The 18,071-nt window shown below is 71.3% G+C and carries 19 protein-coding genes; 10 read left to right on the forward strand and 9 right to left on the reverse strand.

What is annotated here, in order from left to right:
- Positions 1 to 76: 76 nt before the first annotated feature.
- From EUA93_RS01245 to EUA93_RS01260, 4 genes are all read right to left on the reverse strand, one after another.
- Entirely contained in the window at positions 77 to 394 is a 318-nt protein-coding gene (locus EUA93_RS01245) for a winged helix-turn-helix domain-containing protein (protein ID WP_129398032.1), read from the reverse strand.
- A 139-nt stretch (positions 395 to 533) separates the two neighbouring features.
- Positions 534 to 1,547 carry an adenylate/guanylate cyclase domain-containing protein gene (locus tag EUA93_RS01250; protein WP_129398034.1) on the reverse strand — a complete coding sequence of 338 codons (1,014 nt, stop codon included), beginning with the start codon at positions 1,545 to 1,547 and terminating at the stop codon, positions 534 to 536.
- On the reverse strand, positions 1,537 to 2,046 hold the full coding sequence (locus EUA93_RS01255; protein WP_129398036.1) for a PH domain-containing protein: 510 nt from the start codon (positions 2,044 to 2,046) through the stop codon (positions 1,537 to 1,539). The genes EUA93_RS01250 and EUA93_RS01255 overlap by 11 nt, the downstream gene beginning before the upstream one ends.
- Before the next feature lie 15 nt (positions 2,047 to 2,061).
- On the reverse strand, positions 2,062 to 2,859 hold the full coding sequence (locus EUA93_RS01260) for a biotin--[acetyl-CoA-carboxylase] ligase (protein WP_129398038.1): 798 nt from the start codon (positions 2,857 to 2,859) through the stop codon (positions 2,062 to 2,064).
- 67 nt (positions 2,860 to 2,926) lie between these two features.
- On the opposite strand from EUA93_RS01260, the gene EUA93_RS01265 reads away from it, so the two are divergent.
- The 6 genes from EUA93_RS01265 to EUA93_RS01290 are packed head-to-tail and all read left to right on the forward strand — an operon-like array spanning position 2,927 to position 8,252.
- Positions 2,927 to 4,555 carry an acyl-CoA carboxylase subunit beta gene (locus EUA93_RS01265; protein ID WP_242497194.1) on the forward strand — a complete coding sequence of 543 codons (1,629 nt, stop codon included), beginning with the start codon at positions 2,927 to 2,929 and terminating at the stop codon, positions 4,553 to 4,555.
- Positions 4,555 to 4,785 (forward strand): acyl-CoA carboxylase subunit epsilon, encoded by a 231-nt coding sequence (locus EUA93_RS01270; protein WP_129398042.1) that lies wholly within the window; start codon positions 4,555 to 4,557, stop codon positions 4,783 to 4,785. Before EUA93_RS01265 ends, EUA93_RS01270 begins: the two co-directional genes overlap by 1 nt.
- 33 nt (positions 4,786 to 4,818) lie before the next feature.
- Positions 4,819 to 6,525: a DUF885 domain-containing protein gene (locus tag EUA93_RS01275; RefSeq protein WP_129398044.1), complete on the forward strand. Its 1,707-nt coding sequence runs from the start codon at positions 4,819 to 4,821 to the stop codon at positions 6,523 to 6,525.
- Positions 6,522 to 7,118: a Maf family protein gene (locus tag EUA93_RS01280; RefSeq protein ID WP_129398046.1), complete on the forward strand. Its 597-nt coding sequence runs from the start codon at positions 6,522 to 6,524 to the stop codon at positions 7,116 to 7,118. Before EUA93_RS01275 ends, EUA93_RS01280 begins: the two co-directional genes overlap by 4 nt.
- Before the next feature lie 55 nt (positions 7,119 to 7,173).
- Complete coding sequence (locus EUA93_RS01285; RefSeq protein ID WP_129398048.1) at positions 7,174 to 7,788, forward strand: CDP-alcohol phosphatidyltransferase family protein; 615 nt, start codon at positions 7,174 to 7,176, stop codon at positions 7,786 to 7,788.
- The gene (locus EUA93_RS01290; protein WP_129398049.1) at positions 7,788 to 8,252 is read left to right on the forward strand and encodes a VTT domain-containing protein; all 465 of its coding nucleotides are present in this window, start codon (positions 7,788 to 7,790) and stop codon (positions 8,250 to 8,252) included. Before EUA93_RS01285 ends, EUA93_RS01290 begins: the two co-directional genes overlap by 1 nt.
- 76 nt (positions 8,253 to 8,328) lie before the next feature.
- Here the strand turns inward: EUA93_RS01290 and EUA93_RS01295 are convergent, their stop codons facing one another.
- The 4 genes from EUA93_RS01295 to EUA93_RS01310 form a co-directional block, all read right to left on the reverse strand.
- Positions 8,329 to 9,540 carry an ABC transporter permease gene (locus tag EUA93_RS01295; protein ID WP_129398051.1) on the reverse strand — a complete coding sequence of 404 codons (1,212 nt, stop codon included), beginning with the start codon at positions 9,538 to 9,540 and terminating at the stop codon, positions 8,329 to 8,331.
- On the reverse strand, positions 9,537 to 10,418 hold the full coding sequence (locus EUA93_RS01300) for an ABC transporter ATP-binding protein (protein ID WP_129398053.1): 882 nt from the start codon (positions 10,416 to 10,418) through the stop codon (positions 9,537 to 9,539). Before EUA93_RS01300 ends, EUA93_RS01295 begins: the two co-directional genes overlap by 4 nt.
- Positions 10,419 to 10,499: 81 nt before the next feature.
- On the reverse strand, positions 10,500 to 11,168 hold the full coding sequence (locus EUA93_RS01305; protein ID WP_129398055.1) for a response regulator: 669 nt from the start codon (positions 11,166 to 11,168) through the stop codon (positions 10,500 to 10,502).
- Positions 11,165 to 12,487: a sensor histidine kinase gene (locus EUA93_RS01310; protein ID WP_129398057.1), complete on the reverse strand. Its 1,323-nt coding sequence runs from the start codon at positions 12,485 to 12,487 to the stop codon at positions 11,165 to 11,167. The genes EUA93_RS01305 and EUA93_RS01310 overlap by 4 nt, the downstream gene beginning before the upstream one ends.
- Positions 12,488 to 12,549: 62 nt before the next feature.
- Between EUA93_RS01310 and EUA93_RS01315 the strand changes: the two genes are divergently transcribed.
- The 3 genes from EUA93_RS01315 to EUA93_RS01325 all read left to right on the forward strand — a co-directional run bounded on the left by EUA93_RS01315 (position 12,550) and on the right by EUA93_RS01325 (position 14,897).
- On the forward strand, positions 12,550 to 13,053 hold the full coding sequence (locus tag EUA93_RS01315; protein ID WP_129398059.1) for a nucleoside kinase: 504 nt from the start codon (positions 12,550 to 12,552) through the stop codon (positions 13,051 to 13,053).
- A 112-nt stretch (positions 13,054 to 13,165) separates the two neighbouring features.
- Positions 13,166 to 14,527: an HNH endonuclease gene (locus EUA93_RS01320; RefSeq protein ID WP_129398061.1), complete on the forward strand. Its 1,362-nt coding sequence runs from the start codon at positions 13,166 to 13,168 to the stop codon at positions 14,525 to 14,527.
- Between the two features lie 34 nt (positions 14,528 to 14,561).
- The gene (locus tag EUA93_RS01325; RefSeq protein ID WP_129398062.1) at positions 14,562 to 14,897 is read left to right on the forward strand and encodes a YnfA family protein; all 336 of its coding nucleotides are present in this window, start codon (positions 14,562 to 14,564) and stop codon (positions 14,895 to 14,897) included.
- A gap of 25 nt (positions 14,898 to 14,922) precedes the next feature.
- Here EUA93_RS01325 and EUA93_RS01330 read toward each other — a convergent pair whose 3' ends face one another.
- Positions 14,923 to 16,122, reverse strand: coding sequence for an acyl-CoA dehydrogenase family protein (locus tag EUA93_RS01330; protein WP_129398064.1), 1,200 nt, complete (start codon positions 16,120 to 16,122; stop codon positions 14,923 to 14,925).
- 161 nt (positions 16,123 to 16,283) lie between these two features.
- Here EUA93_RS01330 and EUA93_RS01335 point away from each other — a divergent pair, with 161 nt between their 5' ends.
- The gene (locus EUA93_RS01335) at positions 16,284 to 18,011 is read left to right on the forward strand and encodes an alkaline phosphatase (RefSeq protein ID WP_207208577.1); all 1,728 of its coding nucleotides are present in this window, start codon (positions 16,284 to 16,286) and stop codon (positions 18,009 to 18,011) included.
- Positions 18,012 to 18,071: the final 60 nt, after the last annotated feature.

The following is an 18,071-nucleotide window of genomic DNA, read 5'->3' on the forward strand; positions in this document are numbered from 1 at the left end:
GAACAGCCCTTGACGGATGGGGGAACACCACGAGGCGACCCCGGGACCCAGCGCCGCGGCGTGAGCCCGGCCGGACCTAGCTCGCGACGGTGTCGGCGTCGGTCTCGAACCGGAGGCCGCGACCGCGGTGCGTGGTGATCAGGGTGGGGTTGCGCGGGTCGTCGTCGAGCTTGCGGCGCAGCCAGCCCAGGTGCACGTCGATGGTCTTGGAGTTCGTGTAGAACGAGGTCTGCCACACGTCCGCCATCAGCTCGCTCCGGGTCACGATGCGACCGGGTCGCGCCATCAGGGCATGGAGGAGCTGGAACTCCTTGCGCGAGAGCCTGATCTCGCGCTCGCCACGCCACACCTGCCGGGTGGTCGGGTCCAGTCGCACGTCTTGCACAGCCAACACGAGGCCGAACGTAGGGATCCCGGGCCGGGGAAGCAGCCCTTTTGGGTGACTTGTGGACGAGTGGTCCAGACCGTTGACAGGCCGTCCCTGACGGGTCCTCGGGCCGGCGCGGTGGTCGGCGCGGTGGTCGGCGAGGCGCTCAGCGACGGCGTACGGCCACCGGCTCCACGAGCCCGAAGCCGCGGACCGGGCGGGCCGGGAGGCGGCGGTGCTCCCACTCCTCCACCGGCAGCAGGTCGGCGGTGTTCTGGTCGACGATGAGGCGGTTGCGGCGCGCCACCTGGGTGAGCCGGGCGGCCATGTTGACCGGCGGCCCGAAGATGTCGCCGAGGCGCAGGATCACGGGTCCGCTGGCCAGTCCGAGGCGGACGTCGGGCATCTTCGCGTCGCGCCCGATGACGTTGATGATGCCCTCGGCCACGCCGACCGACTCCTCGGCGGTGTTGGTGACGAAGAGGACCGAGTCGCCGAGGCTCTTGATGATCCGGCCGCCGAAGCGGGCCACCACGTCCTGGCAGCGGGCCTCGAAGACCTCGACGAGGTCGCCGATCTCGTTGCGGTCGAGCGTGTTGGACAGGGCGGTGAACGAGACCAGGTCGGCGAAGCCCACGGTCACGTCGATCGTGTGGAGGTCCTCGTCCTTGGCGCCCATCGCCTCGATGCGTCCGACGGCGGCGGCGAGGTGGCGCCGCCAGGCGTAGACGACCAGCCGCTCGAACGGCGGGTTGACCTCGTTGATCAGCTGCAGCGCGCTGTGGACGCGCGAGCTGTTGGCCTCGTCGCCGGCGGCCATCTCCTCGACCCGGGTGACCAGGGTGGAGACCTCCCAGTCGGCGAGCCGGGCCATGGTCTGGCCGACGCCGCGGGTGAGGTTGACGGCCGTGTCGAAGTCGACGGCGCCGGCGTCGACGAAGCTCATCAGGGTGGAGACCGCCTCGACGTCGGCCGCGGTGTAGGCCTTCTCCCCGCTGAACTCCGGGAAGCCGAGGGCACGCCACAACCGGCGCGTCTCCTCGATCGTCACGCCGGACTCGGCGGCCACCTCGAGGGCGTTGAAGCGTGGCTTGCTGCGCAGGATCGCCTCGTCCAGGCGCTCGCCCGCACGCTTCGTCGAGCCCGGCTGCTCGGGCTGCTCGCTGGGGTCAGGTGCCATCGTCCCGGCGGTGCGCGTCGCCACCCGAGAGGCGGTGCAGCTCGTCGGAGACCTGGAGCTGGACCTTCTCGACGTCGGGGATGTCGTAGAGCTCGACGCTGCCGTCGGTGCTGGCGTCGGAGACGACCAGCGTCCCGCAGCCGAAGATCCGGTCGATGACGCCGATCTCGAAGTCGACGCCGCTGATCCGGTTGAGCGGGATCGTGCGGCCCTCCTTGGAGATGAAGCCGGAGCGCTTGATGAAGCGTCGGTTGGTGAAGGTGTAGGTCGTGGTCAGCCACTTCAGGAACGGTCCGACCAGGAACCACAGCAGGACCGCCAGGAACAGCACCCACACCACGAGGCGCACGACGGAGTTGTCGACGAGGCCGTTGAGGAACAGCGCCAGGGCCAGCGCCACGAGCACCCCGAGGCCCGGGAAGATCAGGGCCTTGACGTGGGTCCGGGTGGTGACGACGACGTGCTCACCCTCGTTGAGGAGCTTGCTGGGATAGGCCACGCAGCGATCATGTCACTAGGCGGGCCGCACGTGCACGACATCGCCGGCAGCGACCGTGAAGGCGCCCTCGTCGGTCCCGACCACCAGCGCGCCCGTCGCGTCGATGTCGAGCGCCTCGCCGCGGCGTACCTCTCCGCCGGGCAGGTGCACGTCGACCGTCCTGCCGAGGGTCACGCACACGTCGGCGTAGGCGCGGCGCAGCGACTCGACGTCGTCGAGCAGCCCCTGCAGGCCGTGCAGGGAGCCGAGGACCTGGCTGAGCAGGCCGGTGCGCTCGACCGGCTCACCGGTCTCGAGCGCGACCGACGTGGCGAGGGCGATCGGGAGCTCCTCGAGGGTCTGGTCGACGTTGATGCCGCAGCCGATGACGGCCATCGGACCGGTCGCGGTCTCGATCCGCTCGACCAGGATGCCGCAGACCTTGCGGCCGACGCCCGTGCCGGCGTCGACGAGCACGTCGTTGGGCCACTTCAACGCGATGTCGGGCAGCCGGTCGGCGAGCGCGGCCTGGACGGCGTACCCGGTCAGCAGCGGCAGCCAGGACCACGACGTCGGGGGTACGTCGGGTCGCAGCAGCACCGAGAACGTCAGGGACGACCGGGCCGGGGTCTCCCACACGCGGTCGAGCCGGCCGCGGCCCGCGGTCTGGTGCTCGGTCACCACGACGAGGCCGGGCTCCTCGCCGCCGCGGGCCCTCTCGGCGACCAGCGCGTTGGTCGACGGGGTCGCCTCCTCCACCTCCACGCGCCAGCCGAACGGCGCGACGATCCGGGCGGGGTCGAGGGGTGGGCGCTCTGCAGGGCTGTGCGTCATGGGGTCTAGATTGCCCGAGAGATTCGGACAACAGGTAGTAGACCCAGTGCGACCAGGAGGCCATCGCGTGAGTGCACAGCCGGGTGAGGGCACCGACCTCCCCCCTCAGGAGACGGACATCGACATCCACACGACGGCGGGCAAGCTCGCCGACCTGGAGCGGCGCCTCGACGAGGCAGTGCACGCGGGCTCCGCCAAGGCGATCGAGAAGCAGCACGCGAAGGGGCGCAAGACCGCTCGCGAGCGCATCGAGATGCTCTTCGACGAGGGCACGTTCGTCGAGCTCGACGAGCTCGCCCGGCACCGCTCGACCGCGTTCGGCCTGGAGAAGACCCGCCCCTACGGCGACGGCGTCGTCACCGGCTACGGCGAGGTCAACGGCCGGATGGTGTGCGTGTTCAGCCAGGACTTCACCGTCTTCGGCGGCTCGCTCGGCGAGGTCTACGGCGAGAAGATCACCAAGGTCATGGACCTCGCGATCAAGACCGGCTGCCCGATCATCGGCATCAACGAGGGCGCCGGCGCGCGCATCCAGGAGGGCGTCGTCTCGCTGGGCCTCTACGGCGAGATCTTCCGCCGCAACGTCCACGCCTCCGGCGTGATCCCGCAGATCAGCCTGATCATGGGCAACTGCGCCGGCGGGCACGTCTACTCCCCCGCCGTCACCGACTTCACGATCATGGTCGACCAGACCTCCGCGATGTTCATCACCGGGCCCGACGTCATCAAGACCGTCACCGGCGAGGACGTCACCATGGAGGACCTCGGCGGCGCCCGGACCCACAACACCAAGTCCGGCAACGCCCACTACATGGCCACTGACGAGGAGGACGCCATCGAGTACGTCAAGTCGATGCTGTCGTTCCTCCCGCAGAACAACCTCGACGAGTCCCCGTCGTTCGCCGAGGTCCCCGACATGGAGGTCACCGACCTCGACCGGGCGCTCGACACGATCATCCCGGACGGTGCGAACCAGCCCTACGACATGCACGACGTGATCACCGCCGTGCTCGACGACGAGGACTTCCTCGAGGTCCAGGAGCTGTTCGCCCCCAACATCCTCGTCGGCTTCGGCCGGGTCGAGGGCCAGTCGGTCGGCATCGTGGCCAACCAGCCGATGCAGTTCGCCGGCTGCCTCGACATCGACGCCTCCGAGAAGGCCGCCCGGTTCGTCCGGTTCTGCGACGCCTTCAACATCCCGGTGCTGACGTTCGTCGACGTGCCCGGCTTCCTGCCCGGCACCGACCAGGAGTGGGACGGCATCATCCGCCGCGGCGCGAAGCTGATCTACGCCTACGCCGAGGCCACCGTCCCCCTCATCACCGTCATCACCCGCAAGGCCTACGGCGGCGCCTACGACGTGATGGGCTCCAAGCACCTCGGCGCCGACATCAACGTCGCCTGGCCCACCGCCCAGATCGCCGTGATGGGTGCCCAGGGCGCCGCCAACATCGTGCACCGCCGCACCCTCAAGGCGGTCGAGGACGAGGGCGGCGACGTGGAGGCGAAGCGGGCCGAGCTCATCGACGAGTACGAGACCACCCTCGCCAACCCCTACATCGCCGCCGAGCGTGGCTACGTCGACGCCGTCATCGCACCGCACGAGACCCGCATCGAGATCATCCGCTCGCTGCGCCTGCTCCGCTCCAAGCGCGAGACCCTGCCCGCGAAGAAGCACGGGAACATCCCGCTCTGATGGCCACCCCTCCCGAGCAGGAGACGCCTGCCCCGTTGCTGCGGGTCGTCAACCCCGACGCCACGCCGGAGGAGGTCGCCGCGCTGGTGGCGGTCTTCTCCGCGCTCGGGTCCGGCGGGGGCGAGGCGCCCCGCCCGACGCGACCCTCCTGGAACCACCCGGCCCGCGGCGTCCGGCGTACCCATCGCAGCGGCGCCGGCGGCTGGCGCGCCAGCGGCCTGCCCCGCTGACCTCTGTCGGCCGCCCGGTCTAGGGTCGGTCGCGTGACTGACACCCGCACGATCGATGCCCTGTGCGACGCCTTCGTCGACGACTACTGCGCGCTCGACCCGCTGACCGCCACCTCGATCGGGGTGGCCGGCCACGAGCACGAGATGACCGACTACTCCCCCGCCGGGTTCGACGCGCGCGAGGCGCTCGTCCGGCAGGTCGTGGCCGCCGTCGAGGCGGCGACCCCGGTCGACGACCGCGAGGCCGCGGCCCGGGACGCCTTCCTCGAGCGGAACCGCCTGGAGATCGAGCTCGAGGAGGCGGGCGTCAACCGCTCGCGCATGTCGGTCCTGTGGAGCCCGCTCCACGAGGTCCGCGGGGTCTTCGACCTGATGCCGACCGAGGGCGAGGAGGCCGTCGCCGCGATCGCCGCCCGCCTCGCGCTCGTGCCCACCGCGCTCGAGGGGCTGCGCGTGACGCTGTCCGACGAGGCGCGCAAGGGCAACGTCGTCGCCTCGCGGCAGTACGCCGAGGTGGCCGAGCAGGTGCGTCGCTGGACCGGCCAGGTCGGCGAGGCCGGCGACTTCTACCTCGGCCTGGTCGACCGGCTCGATCCCGCTGACGCAGGAGAGCGCGACCCGGCCGAGCTCCGTGCGCTCGCGGGTGCGGCGAGCGCGGCCACAGCGTCGTTCGGGCTCTTCCTCAGCGACGAGCTCGAGCCGCAGGGCCTGGACAAGGAGGGCGTCGGCCGCGAGGTCTACGCGCTGGCCAGCCGCTACTTCCTCGGCGCCGAGGTCGACCTCGACGAGACCTACGCCTGGGGCTGGACCGAGCTCCAGCGGCTCTCCGACCTGATGCACGCCACGGCCGACCGGATCGAGGCCGGCGCCGACGTCGACGGGGCCGTCGCCCACCTCGACGCCGACCCGACCCGCGTGGTCCACGGGCGCGAGGAGTTCCGCGACTGGATGCAGGCCCTGGCCGACCGCACGATCGCCGCGATGGCCGACGTGCACTTCGACATCCCCGAGCCGATCCGCCGGATCGAGTGCATGCTCGCGCCGACCAACGACGGCGGCATCTACTACACCGGTCCGTCGGAGGACTTCGAGCGCCCCGGCCGCATGTGGTGGTCGGTGCCCGACGGCATCGAGGACTTCCACCCGTGGCGCGAGGTGACGACCGTCTTCCACGAGGGCGTGCCCGGCCACCACCTGCAGGTCGCGCAGACGGCGTACCGCTCCGACATGCTCAACCGCTGGCAGCGGCTGATGTGCTGGTGCAGCGGCCACGGCGAGGGCTGGGCGCTCTACGCCGAGCGGCTGATGGAGGAGCTCGGCTTCCTCGACGACCCGGCCGACCTGCTCGGCATGCTCGACGGCCAGTCGCTGCGCGCGGCCCGCGTGATCGTCGACATCGGCATGCACCTCGAGCTCACCATCCCCGAGGACAACCGGCTCGGTGCGGGCGGCACCGCGTTCCACCCCGGCGAGACCTGGACGCCCGAGCTCGGCCTGGAGTTCATGCGGCTGCACTGCCGGATGGACGACGAGTTCATCCAGTTCGAGGTCAAGCGCTATCTCGGCCTCCCTGGTCAGGCGCCGTCCTACAAGGTCGGCGAGCGGATCTGGCTCGAGGCGCGCGCCGGCGTGCAGGAGCGCCAGGGCGACGCCTTCGACCTCAAGGCCTTCCACCGCGAGGCGCTGGACCTCGGCTCGCTCGGGCTCGACCCGCTGCGTGCGGCACTGGAGCGCCTGTGACGGTGCTGGTCCTCGCGTCGGCCTCGCCGGCGCGCCTCGCCACCCTCCGCAGCGCCGGCATCGAGCCGACCGTCGTCGTGAGCGGGGTCGACGAGTCCCAGCTGGCCGGCCTGCCCCCGGCCGAGCTCGCGCTCCAGCTCGCCGAGCTCAAGTGCGCGGCGGTCGCGGCGCGTGACGACCTGCCGTCCGACGCCCTCGTCCTCGGCTGCGACTCGGTGCTCGAGCTCGACGGCGAGGCGCACGGCAAGCCGCACGACCCCGAGGAGGCGAGGCGTCGCTGGCGATCCATGCGGGGTCGGTCCGGGGTGCTGCACAGCGGGCACTGCCTGCGCGACGTGGCGACCGGGCGGGTGGCCGCGGCGACGGGTTCGACCCTCGTGCACTTCGCCGACGTGACCGACGACGAGATCGACGCCTACGTCGCCACCGGCGAGCCGCTGGAGGTCGCCGGAGCGTTCACGATCGACGGGATCGGGGGTGCGTTCGTCAGCGGGATCGAGGGCGACCACCACAACGTCGTCGGCGTCAGCCTGCCCCTCCTCCGCGAGCTCGTGGTCGAACTCGGGCACGGGTGGCCGGATCTGTGGACGTGACCGGCTAGCATTCCGGACCGTGGGGAGCGGGTCGGGAGTGGCGTCGAAGCAGGTCGTGGCACAGCCGGACCCGGATCCCGACGACCGCTATGGCGTTCGCGACGAGCGGCTCCTGACCGGCGCGACCGTCATCACGGCGGTCCGCACGATCGCCTCGGTCGTCCTCGCGGCCACCGCGGCCCACCAGGAGAGCCTGACCCTGCTGGTGGTCGCGCTCGGCGTCTACTGGGTCGGCGACATGCTCGACGGGTTCTACGCGCGGGTGCGCGACTGCGAGACCCGGATCGGCGCGGTGCTCGACATCATGTGCGACCGGCTCAACGCCGCCGCCTTCTACATCGGGCTCGCCTGGCTGCAGCCCGACCTGTCGCCGGCGATCTTCGTCTACCTCGCCGAGTTCATGGTGATCGACTGCTTCCTGTCGATCGCGTTCCTGGCCTGGCCGGTGCGCAGCCCCAACTACTTCTTCGTCATCGACCGCCCGATCTGGCTGTGGAACTGGTCGAAGCCCGCCAAGGCGGTCAACAGCGCGCTCTTCGCGGTGCTGCTGCTCGTGACCGGCTGGATGTGGGTCGGCCTGGTGATCGCGACTGCGCTCCTGGTGCTGAAGTGCGTCTCGCTGCACCGGCTGGTGCGGATCGGGCTGCCGGTGCCGGGACACCGCGCCTGATGGTCCTGTTCTGGAGCGTGCTCGGCGCGTCGATCGGCTCGGCCCTCCTCCCCCTCATCAACATCGAGGCGATCCTCGCCGTGGCCGTCAGCCAGGCACCCAGCCACGCGTGGGGCCTGGTCGTCGCCGCGACCGTGGGCCAGATGCTCGGCAAGGTCCTCTGGTACTGGGGCGGCATGCACGTCGAGCGCGCCCCCTGGGTCAACCGGCAGCTGCAGAAGCCCAAGGCCAAGGCGTCGCTCGACACGTGGCACGAGCGCGCCGAAGGCCGGCCGTGGTTCACGGCCGGCCTCCTCTTCGCGTCGGCGTTCAGCGGTTTCCCGCCGTACGCCGTCACCGCCGTGCTCGCCGGCGTCCTCCGGGTGCCGATGTGGATCTTCCTGGTCACCGGCACCCTCGGACGCGGGCTGCGGTTCTGGGTGGTCGTCTACGGCGCCTCGTCGATCCTGGGGCTCTTCTCCTGAGGCTCCGGTCCGACCCTCCTGCGTCGGTCCTGCGTCGGGTCCTGCGTCGGGTCCTGCGTCGGTGCGACCGCCCTGGCTACTCGGCGCTCGACCAGGCCTGGCGCAGCGAGACCCGGCCGCCGGTCTGGAGCAGCGCGCGGCGGTAGAGCCGCTCGCCGACCATCACCGTGACCGCGGCGAAGACGGCCAGCAGGCCCAGCGCGACCAGCGGCTCCCACCAGTCGACGCCGCCGGCGAGGATCCGCTTGGGCATCACGACCGCCGACACCGGCGGGATGAAGGAGGCGATGACCTGGCCGCGGCCGTCGAGCGAGAGCCCACCGAAGAACATCGCCAGCATCAGCATGGTCAACGGCGTGGACGTGGCCTGGAGGTCCTCGGTGCGCGAGGCGAGCGACCCGGCGACCGCCCAGAGGCAGGCCAGCGCGATGAACCCGGCGAGGAAGAACCCGATGAACCACACGGTCGGCCCCGACAGGGCCGGGACGTAGGACTTGTACGGCGTGAAGGTCAGCCCGATGAGACCCACCGCGACGTAGACCAGGAGCTGCACCACGGCCAGAGCCGTGTTGCCGAGGACCTTGCCGGCGAGCAGGTGCCGCAGCGGGATGGCGGCGGCGATGATCTCGACGATGCGGCTCTGCTTCTCCTCGATCACCGACGACGCGAGCTGCATGCCGAAGATGAGTGCGGCGAAGTAGAACAGGAAGACGAAGACGAAGCCGACCGCCTCGGCCACGTTCGCCTTCTCGGCGTCGCCGCGCAGGAAGTCCGTCGAGACGGTGGAGCCCTCCTCGAGCGCCTCGACCGACGAGCCGACGGCGGAGGCGTTGTCGGCCAGCACCTGCTGGCGTACGACGCTCTCGACGACCGTGGTCAGCGAGCCCTGCTCGCTGGAGTCGGAGGTCAGCTGCCAGCCGTCGTCCGTCGGGTGCAGCCAGGCGTCGACGTCCTCGTCGCCCAGCGCGGCCTTCGCGGCGTCCTCGTCGTCGACCTCGACGAGCGTGACGTTGACCTTGTCGTCGACGGCCGAGGCGTTGTCGGCGACGAGCGTGGCCATCGCGACGGCGTCCGGCGTGGCGGCCAGGTCGTAGTCGCTGGTGCGCCCGTCCTGCCAGGCGGTGAAGCCGATGAACCCGACGAGCATCACCACCATCAGCACGGTGCCGATGAGGAACGACTTGTCGGTGATCCGCGAGACGACCTCGCGGCGGGTCACGAGGAGCCAGCCGGGCTCGCCGCCCTGTCGGTCGCTGCGCTGGGTGTGGTCGTTGCCTGCGGTGCTCATGCCGTGGCCTCCCGGTAGATCTCGCTGAGCGCCGGGCGCACCCGGACGAACTCGTGGACTGCGCCGCGGCTGGTGGCCTCGGCGATGAGGTGCTGCTCGGCCCCGTCCTCCTGCACCTCGACGAGGGCGGTGGTGCCGTCGAGGTCGAGCACGTCGAGCCCGCGCAGGTCGCGGACCCAACCGGCGTCGCCGCCGAGGACGAGTCGGAAGCGCGGCACCCCCGCGTCGCGCAGCTCCGACACCGACCCGGCGGCGACCCGGCGGCCCTGGGACAGCACGACCAGGCGGTCGCACAGTCGCTCGACGAGGTCGAGCTGGTGGCTGGAGAAGAGGACCGGGACGTCGTCGCGGGTGTACTCCCGCAGCAGGTCGACCATCGAGTCGACGGCGATCGGGTCGAGGCCGGAGAACGGCTCGTCGAGGATCAGCGCGACCGGCTTCGGCAGCACGGAGGCGATGATCTGCACCCGCTGCTGGTTGCCCAGCGACAGCTTCTCGAGGTGGTCCTTGGTCCGCTCGCCGAGGCCGAACCGCTCGAGCAGCTCCTGCACCGCGGCCCGTGCCTCGGTGCGCCCCATGCCCTTGAGCTGGGCGACGTACACCAGCTGGTCGAGGATCGGCTGCTTCGGGTACAGGCCCCGCTCCTCCGGCATGTAGCCGAACGAGCGACGGTCCAGCCGGGTGATCGGCCGGCCCTGCCACAGCACCTCGCCCTCGTCGATGCCGAGCACGCCCATGACCATCCGCATGGTCGTGGTCTTGCCCGCACCGTTGCCGCCGACGAAGCCCGTCATCAGCCCCGACGGCACCTCGAAGGACACGTGGTCGACGGCGGTGTTCTCGCCGAACCGCCTGGTCAGCTCTCGGATCTCCAACATGGCTCCGACGCTAGGCCGGTGCGACCCTCGTGGGATCCCCCGTGAGACGGAACCTCCGGGGGGAGGTGCGACCCTCCTGGGTCAGTCCTCCGTCGGGAGGATGAGTCCGGCCTCGTAGGCGTAGATCACGGCCTGCACCCGGTCGCGCAGGTGGAGCTTGGCGAGCACGTTGGAGACGTGGGTCTTCACGGTCGCCTCGCCGAGGACCAGCTCGGCGGCGATCTCGCCGTTGGACAGCCCGCGCGCGAGCAGCACCAGCACCTCTCGCTCGCGGGCGGTCAGGTGCGCCAGCTCGGCGGGTTCGGGCCGGTCCGTCGTGACGTCCTCGCCGGCCATCCGTCCGATGACCCGGCGGGTGACCTCCGGAGCCAGGAGCGCGTGCCCGCGCCCGGCCGCGCGTACGGCGTCGAGGAGCTGCTCCGGGCCGGCGTTCTTCAGCAAGAAGCCGCTCGCACCTGCCTGCAGCGCGTCGAAAAGGTAGTCGTCGCGGTCGAAGGTCGTCACGATCACGACGTGCCCGAGGTCGTCGGCCACGAGGTGGCGGGTGGCCTCGATGCCGTCCATGCGCGGCATCTGGACGTCCATCAGCACCACGTCGGGCCGCGTCGCGCGGGCCTGCTCGATCGCCGCCAGCCCGTCGGCGGCCTCGCCGACGACCTCGATGTCGTCCTCGACGGACAGCACCATCGCGAAGCCCGAGCGGACCATCGCGTGGTCGTCGACCAGGAGGACCCTCAGCACGTCGCTCATGCGTTCACCACCAGCGGGTAGCGCACGCGTACCCGGTAGCCACCCGTCACCCGCGGCCCGATGTCGACCTGGCCGCCGTGCGTCGCGGCACGCTCCCGGATGCCGAGCTGGCCGAGCCCGCTGCCGGAGGTGCCGTGGCGCGGGCGACCGTTGTCGACGACCTCCACCTCGGCGTACGCCCCCGCCGGCGACTCGTCGATGCGTACGACGACCGAGACGGTGTCGGCGGTCGAGTGCCGGCGGACGTTGGTCAGCGCCTCCTGGACCGTGCGGTAGACCGCCAGCCCGACCCCGCGCGAGAGCCGGCACGCCGCATCGGGCTGAGCCTCGACGACGTCGAGGTTCACCGCCAGGCCCTGCCCGCCGATCTCGGCGACGAGGTCGGGGAGGTCGCGCACGCCGGCGTCGGTCGTCCGCTCGGTGCGCTCCGCCGTGCCCTCCCGCAGCGTGCCGAGGAGGTGGCGCATCTGGGTGACCGCCTCGCGCGAGGCGTCCTCGACGTTGGACAGGGCGGTGCGCGCGGCGTCGGGGTCGCGGTCGAGCACCCGGCGCGCGGCTCCTGCCTGGATGCCCATGGCCGAGACCCCGTGCGCGACGACGTCGTGGAGGTCGCGCGCGATGCGGAGGCGCTCGTCGACGACGGCCTGGTCGCGCAGCCGCCCGGCTTGCGCCGTGATCGTGGCGGCCTGCTCCTCGAGCCTGCCCCGCTGCCGGGCGGCCCGCCAGGAGACGCCACCGCCGATGATCGCGCCGCCGAAGTAGATGATGTTCACGAGCAGGGTGATCGCGATCGCCGCCGGGATCGGCGGGAAGAGGCCGATGTGCTCCGAGAGCTCCTCGTCGTCGAGCCAGTCCTGCACGGACGAGCCGAGGGCGAACTGCCAGGTGATCCAGGCGAACATGAACAGCACGATCAGGCCCATCACGAGGACCATCGCGCGCCGGTCGCGGGCCCACGCGACGCCGCTGAGGATGGCGGTGAAGTAGATGATCTGCAGCGACATCTGGCCCATCACCTCGGGCATCGTGACGCCGGCGACGAACATGTGGAGCGAGGCCACGAGCGCGACCGTCAGCGGCCAGCGGCGGCGTCCGAGCAGCAGGACCGCACCGCTCGACACGGCGAGCCACTGCAGCCAGACCGGGACGTCGGTGTGCGAGAACCCTCCGGCGCTCCTGACCAGCTCGAGCGCCAGCAGGCTCACCGCCCCGACGACCGCGGCGAGCACGACGTCGCTCCGGCCGATCGCGGGCCGAGGACGCTCGAAGGCGTCGTCCACGCCGAACCAGTCGAGCAGGCGCGTGGTCGGGCGGGGCATGGGCCGAGACTAGATCGCCCCGCCCGACCGCGGATCCGTCGGGAGGGGGAGATCATGCAGGCATGGGTGCGCTGAACTTCCTCGTCGAAGGCGTGACCGGCACGGGCAAGACGTCGGTGTGCCACGAGCTGCGTCGGCGCGGGTACGACGCCGTCAACGGCGACACCGACCTCGCGATCCGCCTCTCCCCCGGGCTCGTGCCCACCTCGGCCGAGGACGTGCACGGCAACCACGGCTGGGATGCGACCCTCGTGCGATCGCTCGCCGCCGACCGGGCCGCGCGGTTCACGTTCTTCTGCGGCGGCTCCCGCAACTCGGCGAGCTTCCTCGACGTGTTCGACGCGGTGTTCGTGCTGGAGATCGACCGCGCGACCCTCCTGCGCCGGCTCGACGCCCGGGCTGACGACGACTGGGGATCGACGCCGGAGCAGCGCGACCTGGTGCTGCGCCTCCACGCGACCGGCGACGACGTACCTCCCGGCATGGCGATCGACGCGACCGCGCCGCTCGAGACGGTCGTGGACGAGCTCCTGACGGCGGCGAAGGCCTTCGCGGATCGGCGCTGAACCCGCTGGCACCGGGCCACCAACCATCCACAGGCACCCGGAACGGCGACTTGTCCACAGCCGCGGTTCGACGAGGTGTGTCGACGAGGGTGCCCCGTGCTTCGGTGACCGCATGCCCACCAGTGCTCCGCCTCCCCTCGCACCCGCCGTCGCGGCGCTGCGCGCGGAGCTGCAGGCAGCCACGGGCGCGATCGATGCGTACGACGATGCAGCGCTGGTCGACGCGATCAGCGAGCTGGAGACGCTCGGGCGCATGGTGAGCGCGGCGCAGGCAGCGCTGACCTCACGGCTCGCCGAGCTGCTGGCGGAACAACAGGCCGCCGCCGGCGCCCGACCCGAGGAGATCGGCCGCGGCATCGGCAACGTCGTCGCCGCTGCTCGGCGCGAGTCCCCGCACCGCGGTCGTCGCCACCTCGGCCTCGCGCGGATCGTCCCGACCGAGCTCCCGCACACGTGGGCGGCCTGGCAGGGCGGGCGCGTCGACGAGTGGACAGCGACCGTCATCGCCCGCGAGACCGCCTGCCTGCCCCTCGAGCACCGCCGTGCCGTGGACGAGGCGGTCGCCGAGGACCCCGAGGCGCTCGAGCGGCTGAGCCCGCGACAGCTGCTCGCCCGCCTGCGTTCGGAGGCGGAGCGGCTGGACCCGGCAGCGTGCGTGGCACGTCGCCGTCTCGCTGAGGGAGAGCGGCGCGTCACGCTACGGCCGGCGCCGGACTCGATGACGTGGCTGACGGCACTGCTGCCGGTCAAGGACGGCGTCGCGGTCTACGCCACCCTCACCAAGGAGGCCGACATCTCGCGTGCGGCTGGAGACTCGCGCACCCGCGGCCAGGTGATGGCGGACGGGCTCGTGGCGGCCGTTCGGGAGCGTCCCGCGCGCGAGCACCGGGAGTACGCCGACGAAACCGGCGGTGACCCGCCGACGGTGCCCCGCCAACCGGTCGAGCTCGGCCTGGTGATGTCGGACGCTGCTCTCTTCGGCGGCGCCGATGACGACGCACACCTCGAAGGCTTCGGACCCATCCCGGCTGAGCTGGCGCGCGAGATCGTCTGTGGTGCGCTGACCGACGAGGAGGAGCTGAGCATCCGGCGCCTCTACGCCTCGCCGACGACGGGCGAGCTGATGTCGATGGACTCGCGCAGGAGAACCTTCCGAGGAAGCCTTGCGCGTTTCATCCGCTTGCGGGACCGCACCTGCCGCACACCCTGGTGCGATGCGCCGGTGCGTCACATCGACCACGTCGAGGACCACGCCGGCGGCGGCACGACCTCCGCTGCCAACGGCGCGGGCCTGTGCGAGGCCTGCAACTACGCCAAGACCGCACTCCGCTGGCGAGCCCGGGCCGAGCGAGACGGCAGCGTGACGACGACCCTCCCGACCGGGCACACGACCAGCTCGCGACCACCACCGGTCGCGACGATCACGCGCCGACGACTGCCCCCGCTGGTCATCGACTACATCCTGACGGGCTGATCGGCGGCCACGCGAGCGCTGAGACACTTCCGCCATGACGATCGCCAAGTCGCTCATCCTCTTCGCCCTCGCCGCGGTCGCGGAGATCGGCGGAGCGTGGCTCGTGTGGCAAGGCGTGCGCGAGCACCGCGGCTGGGTGTGGATCGGTGCCGGCTTCGTGGCGCTCGGGGTCTACGGACTGGTCGCGACGCTCCAGCCGGACGCGAACTTCGGCCGGATCCTTGCGGCCTACGGCGGCGTGTTCGTCGCGGGTTCGCTTGCCTGGGGCATGGCTGTCGACGGCTTCCGCCCGGACAGGTACGACGTCACCGGCGCACTGATCTGCCTCGTCGGCGTCGCCGTCATCATGTACGGCCCGCGGTCGGCGTAGGAGGGTCTGGCACGACCCTCCTGGGTCACTCGACCGGCAGGCCGAGACCCCGCGCGATCAGCATGCGCTGGACCTCGGAGGTCCCCTCGCCGATCTCGAGCACCTTGGCGTCACGGTAGAACCGCACCACCGGGTACTCCTCCATGAAGCCGTAGCCGCCGAAGACCTGCGTCGCGATCCGGGTCGCGGTGACCGCGGACTCGGTGGCGTAGAGCTTGGCGACCGCGGCGGCCTGCTTGAACGCGGCCGTGGACACCGAGCTCGAGCCGGCGTCCATCGCGTCCTTCATCGCAGCCGCCTTGTAGGTCAGCAGGCGCGAGGCGTCGAGCATCACCTGGAGGTCGGAGACCTGGAACGCGACCCCCTGCTTGCGGCCAATCGGCCCGCCGAAGGTCTGCCGCTCACCGGCGTACTGCAGCGACATGTCGAGGCACGCCTGGATGCAGCCGACCGCGAGCGCGGCGATCGCGACGCGGCCGTCGTCGAGGGTGGCGAGGAACTGCGCGTAACCCCGACCTCGCTCGCCGAGGAGGTTTGCCTCGGGCACGCGGGCGTCCGCGAAGGAGAGCGGGTGGGTGTCGGACGCGTGCCAGCCGAGCTTGTCGTACGCCTTCTCGGCGACGAAGCCAGGAGTGCCGGACGGGACCACGATGGTCGAGATCTCCGGACGGCCGTCCCCCCGGTCACCGGTCCGCGCGGTGACGGTCACCAGCGACGTGATCGACGAGCCGGAGTTGGTGATGAACTGCTTGGCGCCGTTGACGACCCACTCGCCGCCGTCGAGGACGGCCTTCGTCCTGGTCGCGCCGGCGTCGGAGCCGGCGCCGGGCTCGGTCAGACCGAATCCCGCGACCTGCTCCCCGGCCACGAGGGTCGGAAGCCACTCCTGCTTCTGCGCCTGCGTGCCGTAGGTCAGGATCGGGTTGATGCCGAGGCCGACCGCGGCCTCGAGGGTGATGCCCATCGACTGGTCGACGCGGCCGATCTCCTCGATCGCCAGGCACAGCGAGGTGAAGCCGCCGTCCTCCCCCGCCATCCCCGCGCCGCCGAACTCCTCGGGCGCGGTCAGCCCCATCAGCCCGAGCGCGCCCATCTTCTGCACGACGTCGGTCGGGAAGTGGTGGTCGCGGTCCCACTGCGCTGCGTGCGGCGCGATCTCGGCCTCGGCGAAGTCGCGGACGCTGCGACGGAACTGCTCGTGCTCGGGGGACAGCTCGAAGGTCATGCCCGGCACCTTAGCCCGAAAGGTTAACGATCGCTAACCCTGCGCACGAGGGTCGCACGCGCGACGTACGACGGCCACCCGCCCGTCACCGGAAGGCCGCCCCACGGTCGCCGCGGACCACCAGTGTCGGGTCGTTGACCACCCCGAAAGGACACCCGGACGTGAAGCGTCTTTCCGTTCCCGCCATCGCCGCCGGCACCGCTGCTGTCGTCGCCCTCGGCATCGCCGCCGCCAGCGCGGTACCCATGGGATTCACCCAGGACCGCTCCGCGGACCTTGCCCAGCAGATCAACCCCGCCAAGCCCAAGAGCGTGATCCTGCTCATCGGTGACGGCATGGACGACTCGATGATCACCGCAGCCCGCAACTACTCCAAGGGCGCCTCCGGCCGCCTCGTGCTCGACGAGCTCCCCTTCACGGGCGCGATGACGACGTACGGCCTCAAGGTCGGCCCGGCGAACGACTACCCGATCGCCTACGTCTCCGACTCCGCCCCGACCGCCAGCGGCTGGTCGACCGGCAAGAAGACCGTCGACGGCCGCATCTCGCAGGGCCCCTCGACCGCGGACACCGTGCCGGGTGAGAACTACCAGACCGTGCTCGAGAAGTTCAAGGCGATGGGCAAGCGCACCGGCGACGTCTCCACCGCCGAGATCACCGACGCCACGCCGGCCGCTGCGGCCTCGCACATCAACTTGCGCGCCTGCCAGGATCCGAGCGCGATGGCCGGCTGCCCGGCCGCGCTGAAGTCGAACGGCGGCCTCGGCTCGATCGCCGAGCAGCTCGTCGACAACAAGGTCGACGTCCTCCTCGGCGGCGGCCAGAACCGCTACGCCAAGACCCTCGAGAACGGCTCGGAGACGGTCCTGGGCTACGCGCAGACCAAGAAGGGCTACCGCTCCGTCACCACAGCCGCCGAGCTGGGCAACGTGTCCAGCCTCGCCGGCGGCCCGGTCATCGGCCTCTTCAGCCCGGGCAACATGACCCGCAAGTACGCCCCGCGCCTCGCGGTGAACGGCGGCACGACCGACACCGGTCCGTGCGTCGAGCAGAGCCGTGGCACGCAGCCCACGCTGGCCGCGATGACCTCCAAGGCCATCACGCTGCTCGACAACCCCGACGGCTTCTTCCTCCAGGTCGAGGGCGCGAGCGTCGACAAGGCCGAGCACGAGCGCGACATCTGCGGTGCCATCGGCGAGCTCGAGGAGCTCGACCAGGCCGTGAAGACCGCCCTGGACTACCAGAAGGCGCACCCCGACACCCTCGTCATCGTCACCGGCGACCACGCCCACTCGACGCAGATCGTGATGGACAACTTCGGTGGCAGCGCGACGGCCACGGTCACCACCGTCGACGGCGACCCCATGACGGTCGCGTACTCGTCGTCGTACGCCGGCACGCCGCCGCAGCAGGCCACGCACACCGGCTCGCAGATCCGCGTCGCGGCGATCGGACCGCAGGCAGCCAACGTCACCGGCGTGATCGACCAGACCGACCTGTTCAACACGATGATGGGTCGTACGCCGAGCACGCTGCCGACGCAGCCCACCGCGACCACCACCACGACGGTCACCGCCACGCCGTCGCCGACCACCCCGGCCCCGACCGGCACGCCGACGAGCACCCCGGCCGAGGAGCCGACGATCTGGCTGGCGTCGCCGAAGAAGGTCGCCCGTGGGTCCGAGACCTGGATCTCGGTGACCGTCGACGGCGCGACCTCGGTGAAGGTCAAGGTCAAGCAGGGCAAGGGCGTCGTCGTCCGCGAGCTGTCGAGGAAGGGCGGCTCGCTGAAGCTGCCCAGGCTCGACCGCGGCCCCGCCCAGATCAAGGTCATCGCGGTCGGCGAGGGCGGGCGCACCCAGGAGAAGCGCACCATCACGGTCCGCTGACCCGACCACTGCTGCGGCCGCGACCCCTCCCGGGGAGTCGCGGCCGCAGTTGCCTCGACA

The sequence above is a fragment of the Nocardioides oleivorans genome (assembly GCF_004137255.1).
Classification (GTDB): Bacteria; Actinomycetota; Actinomycetes; order Propionibacteriales; family Nocardioidaceae; genus Nocardioides; species Nocardioides oleivorans.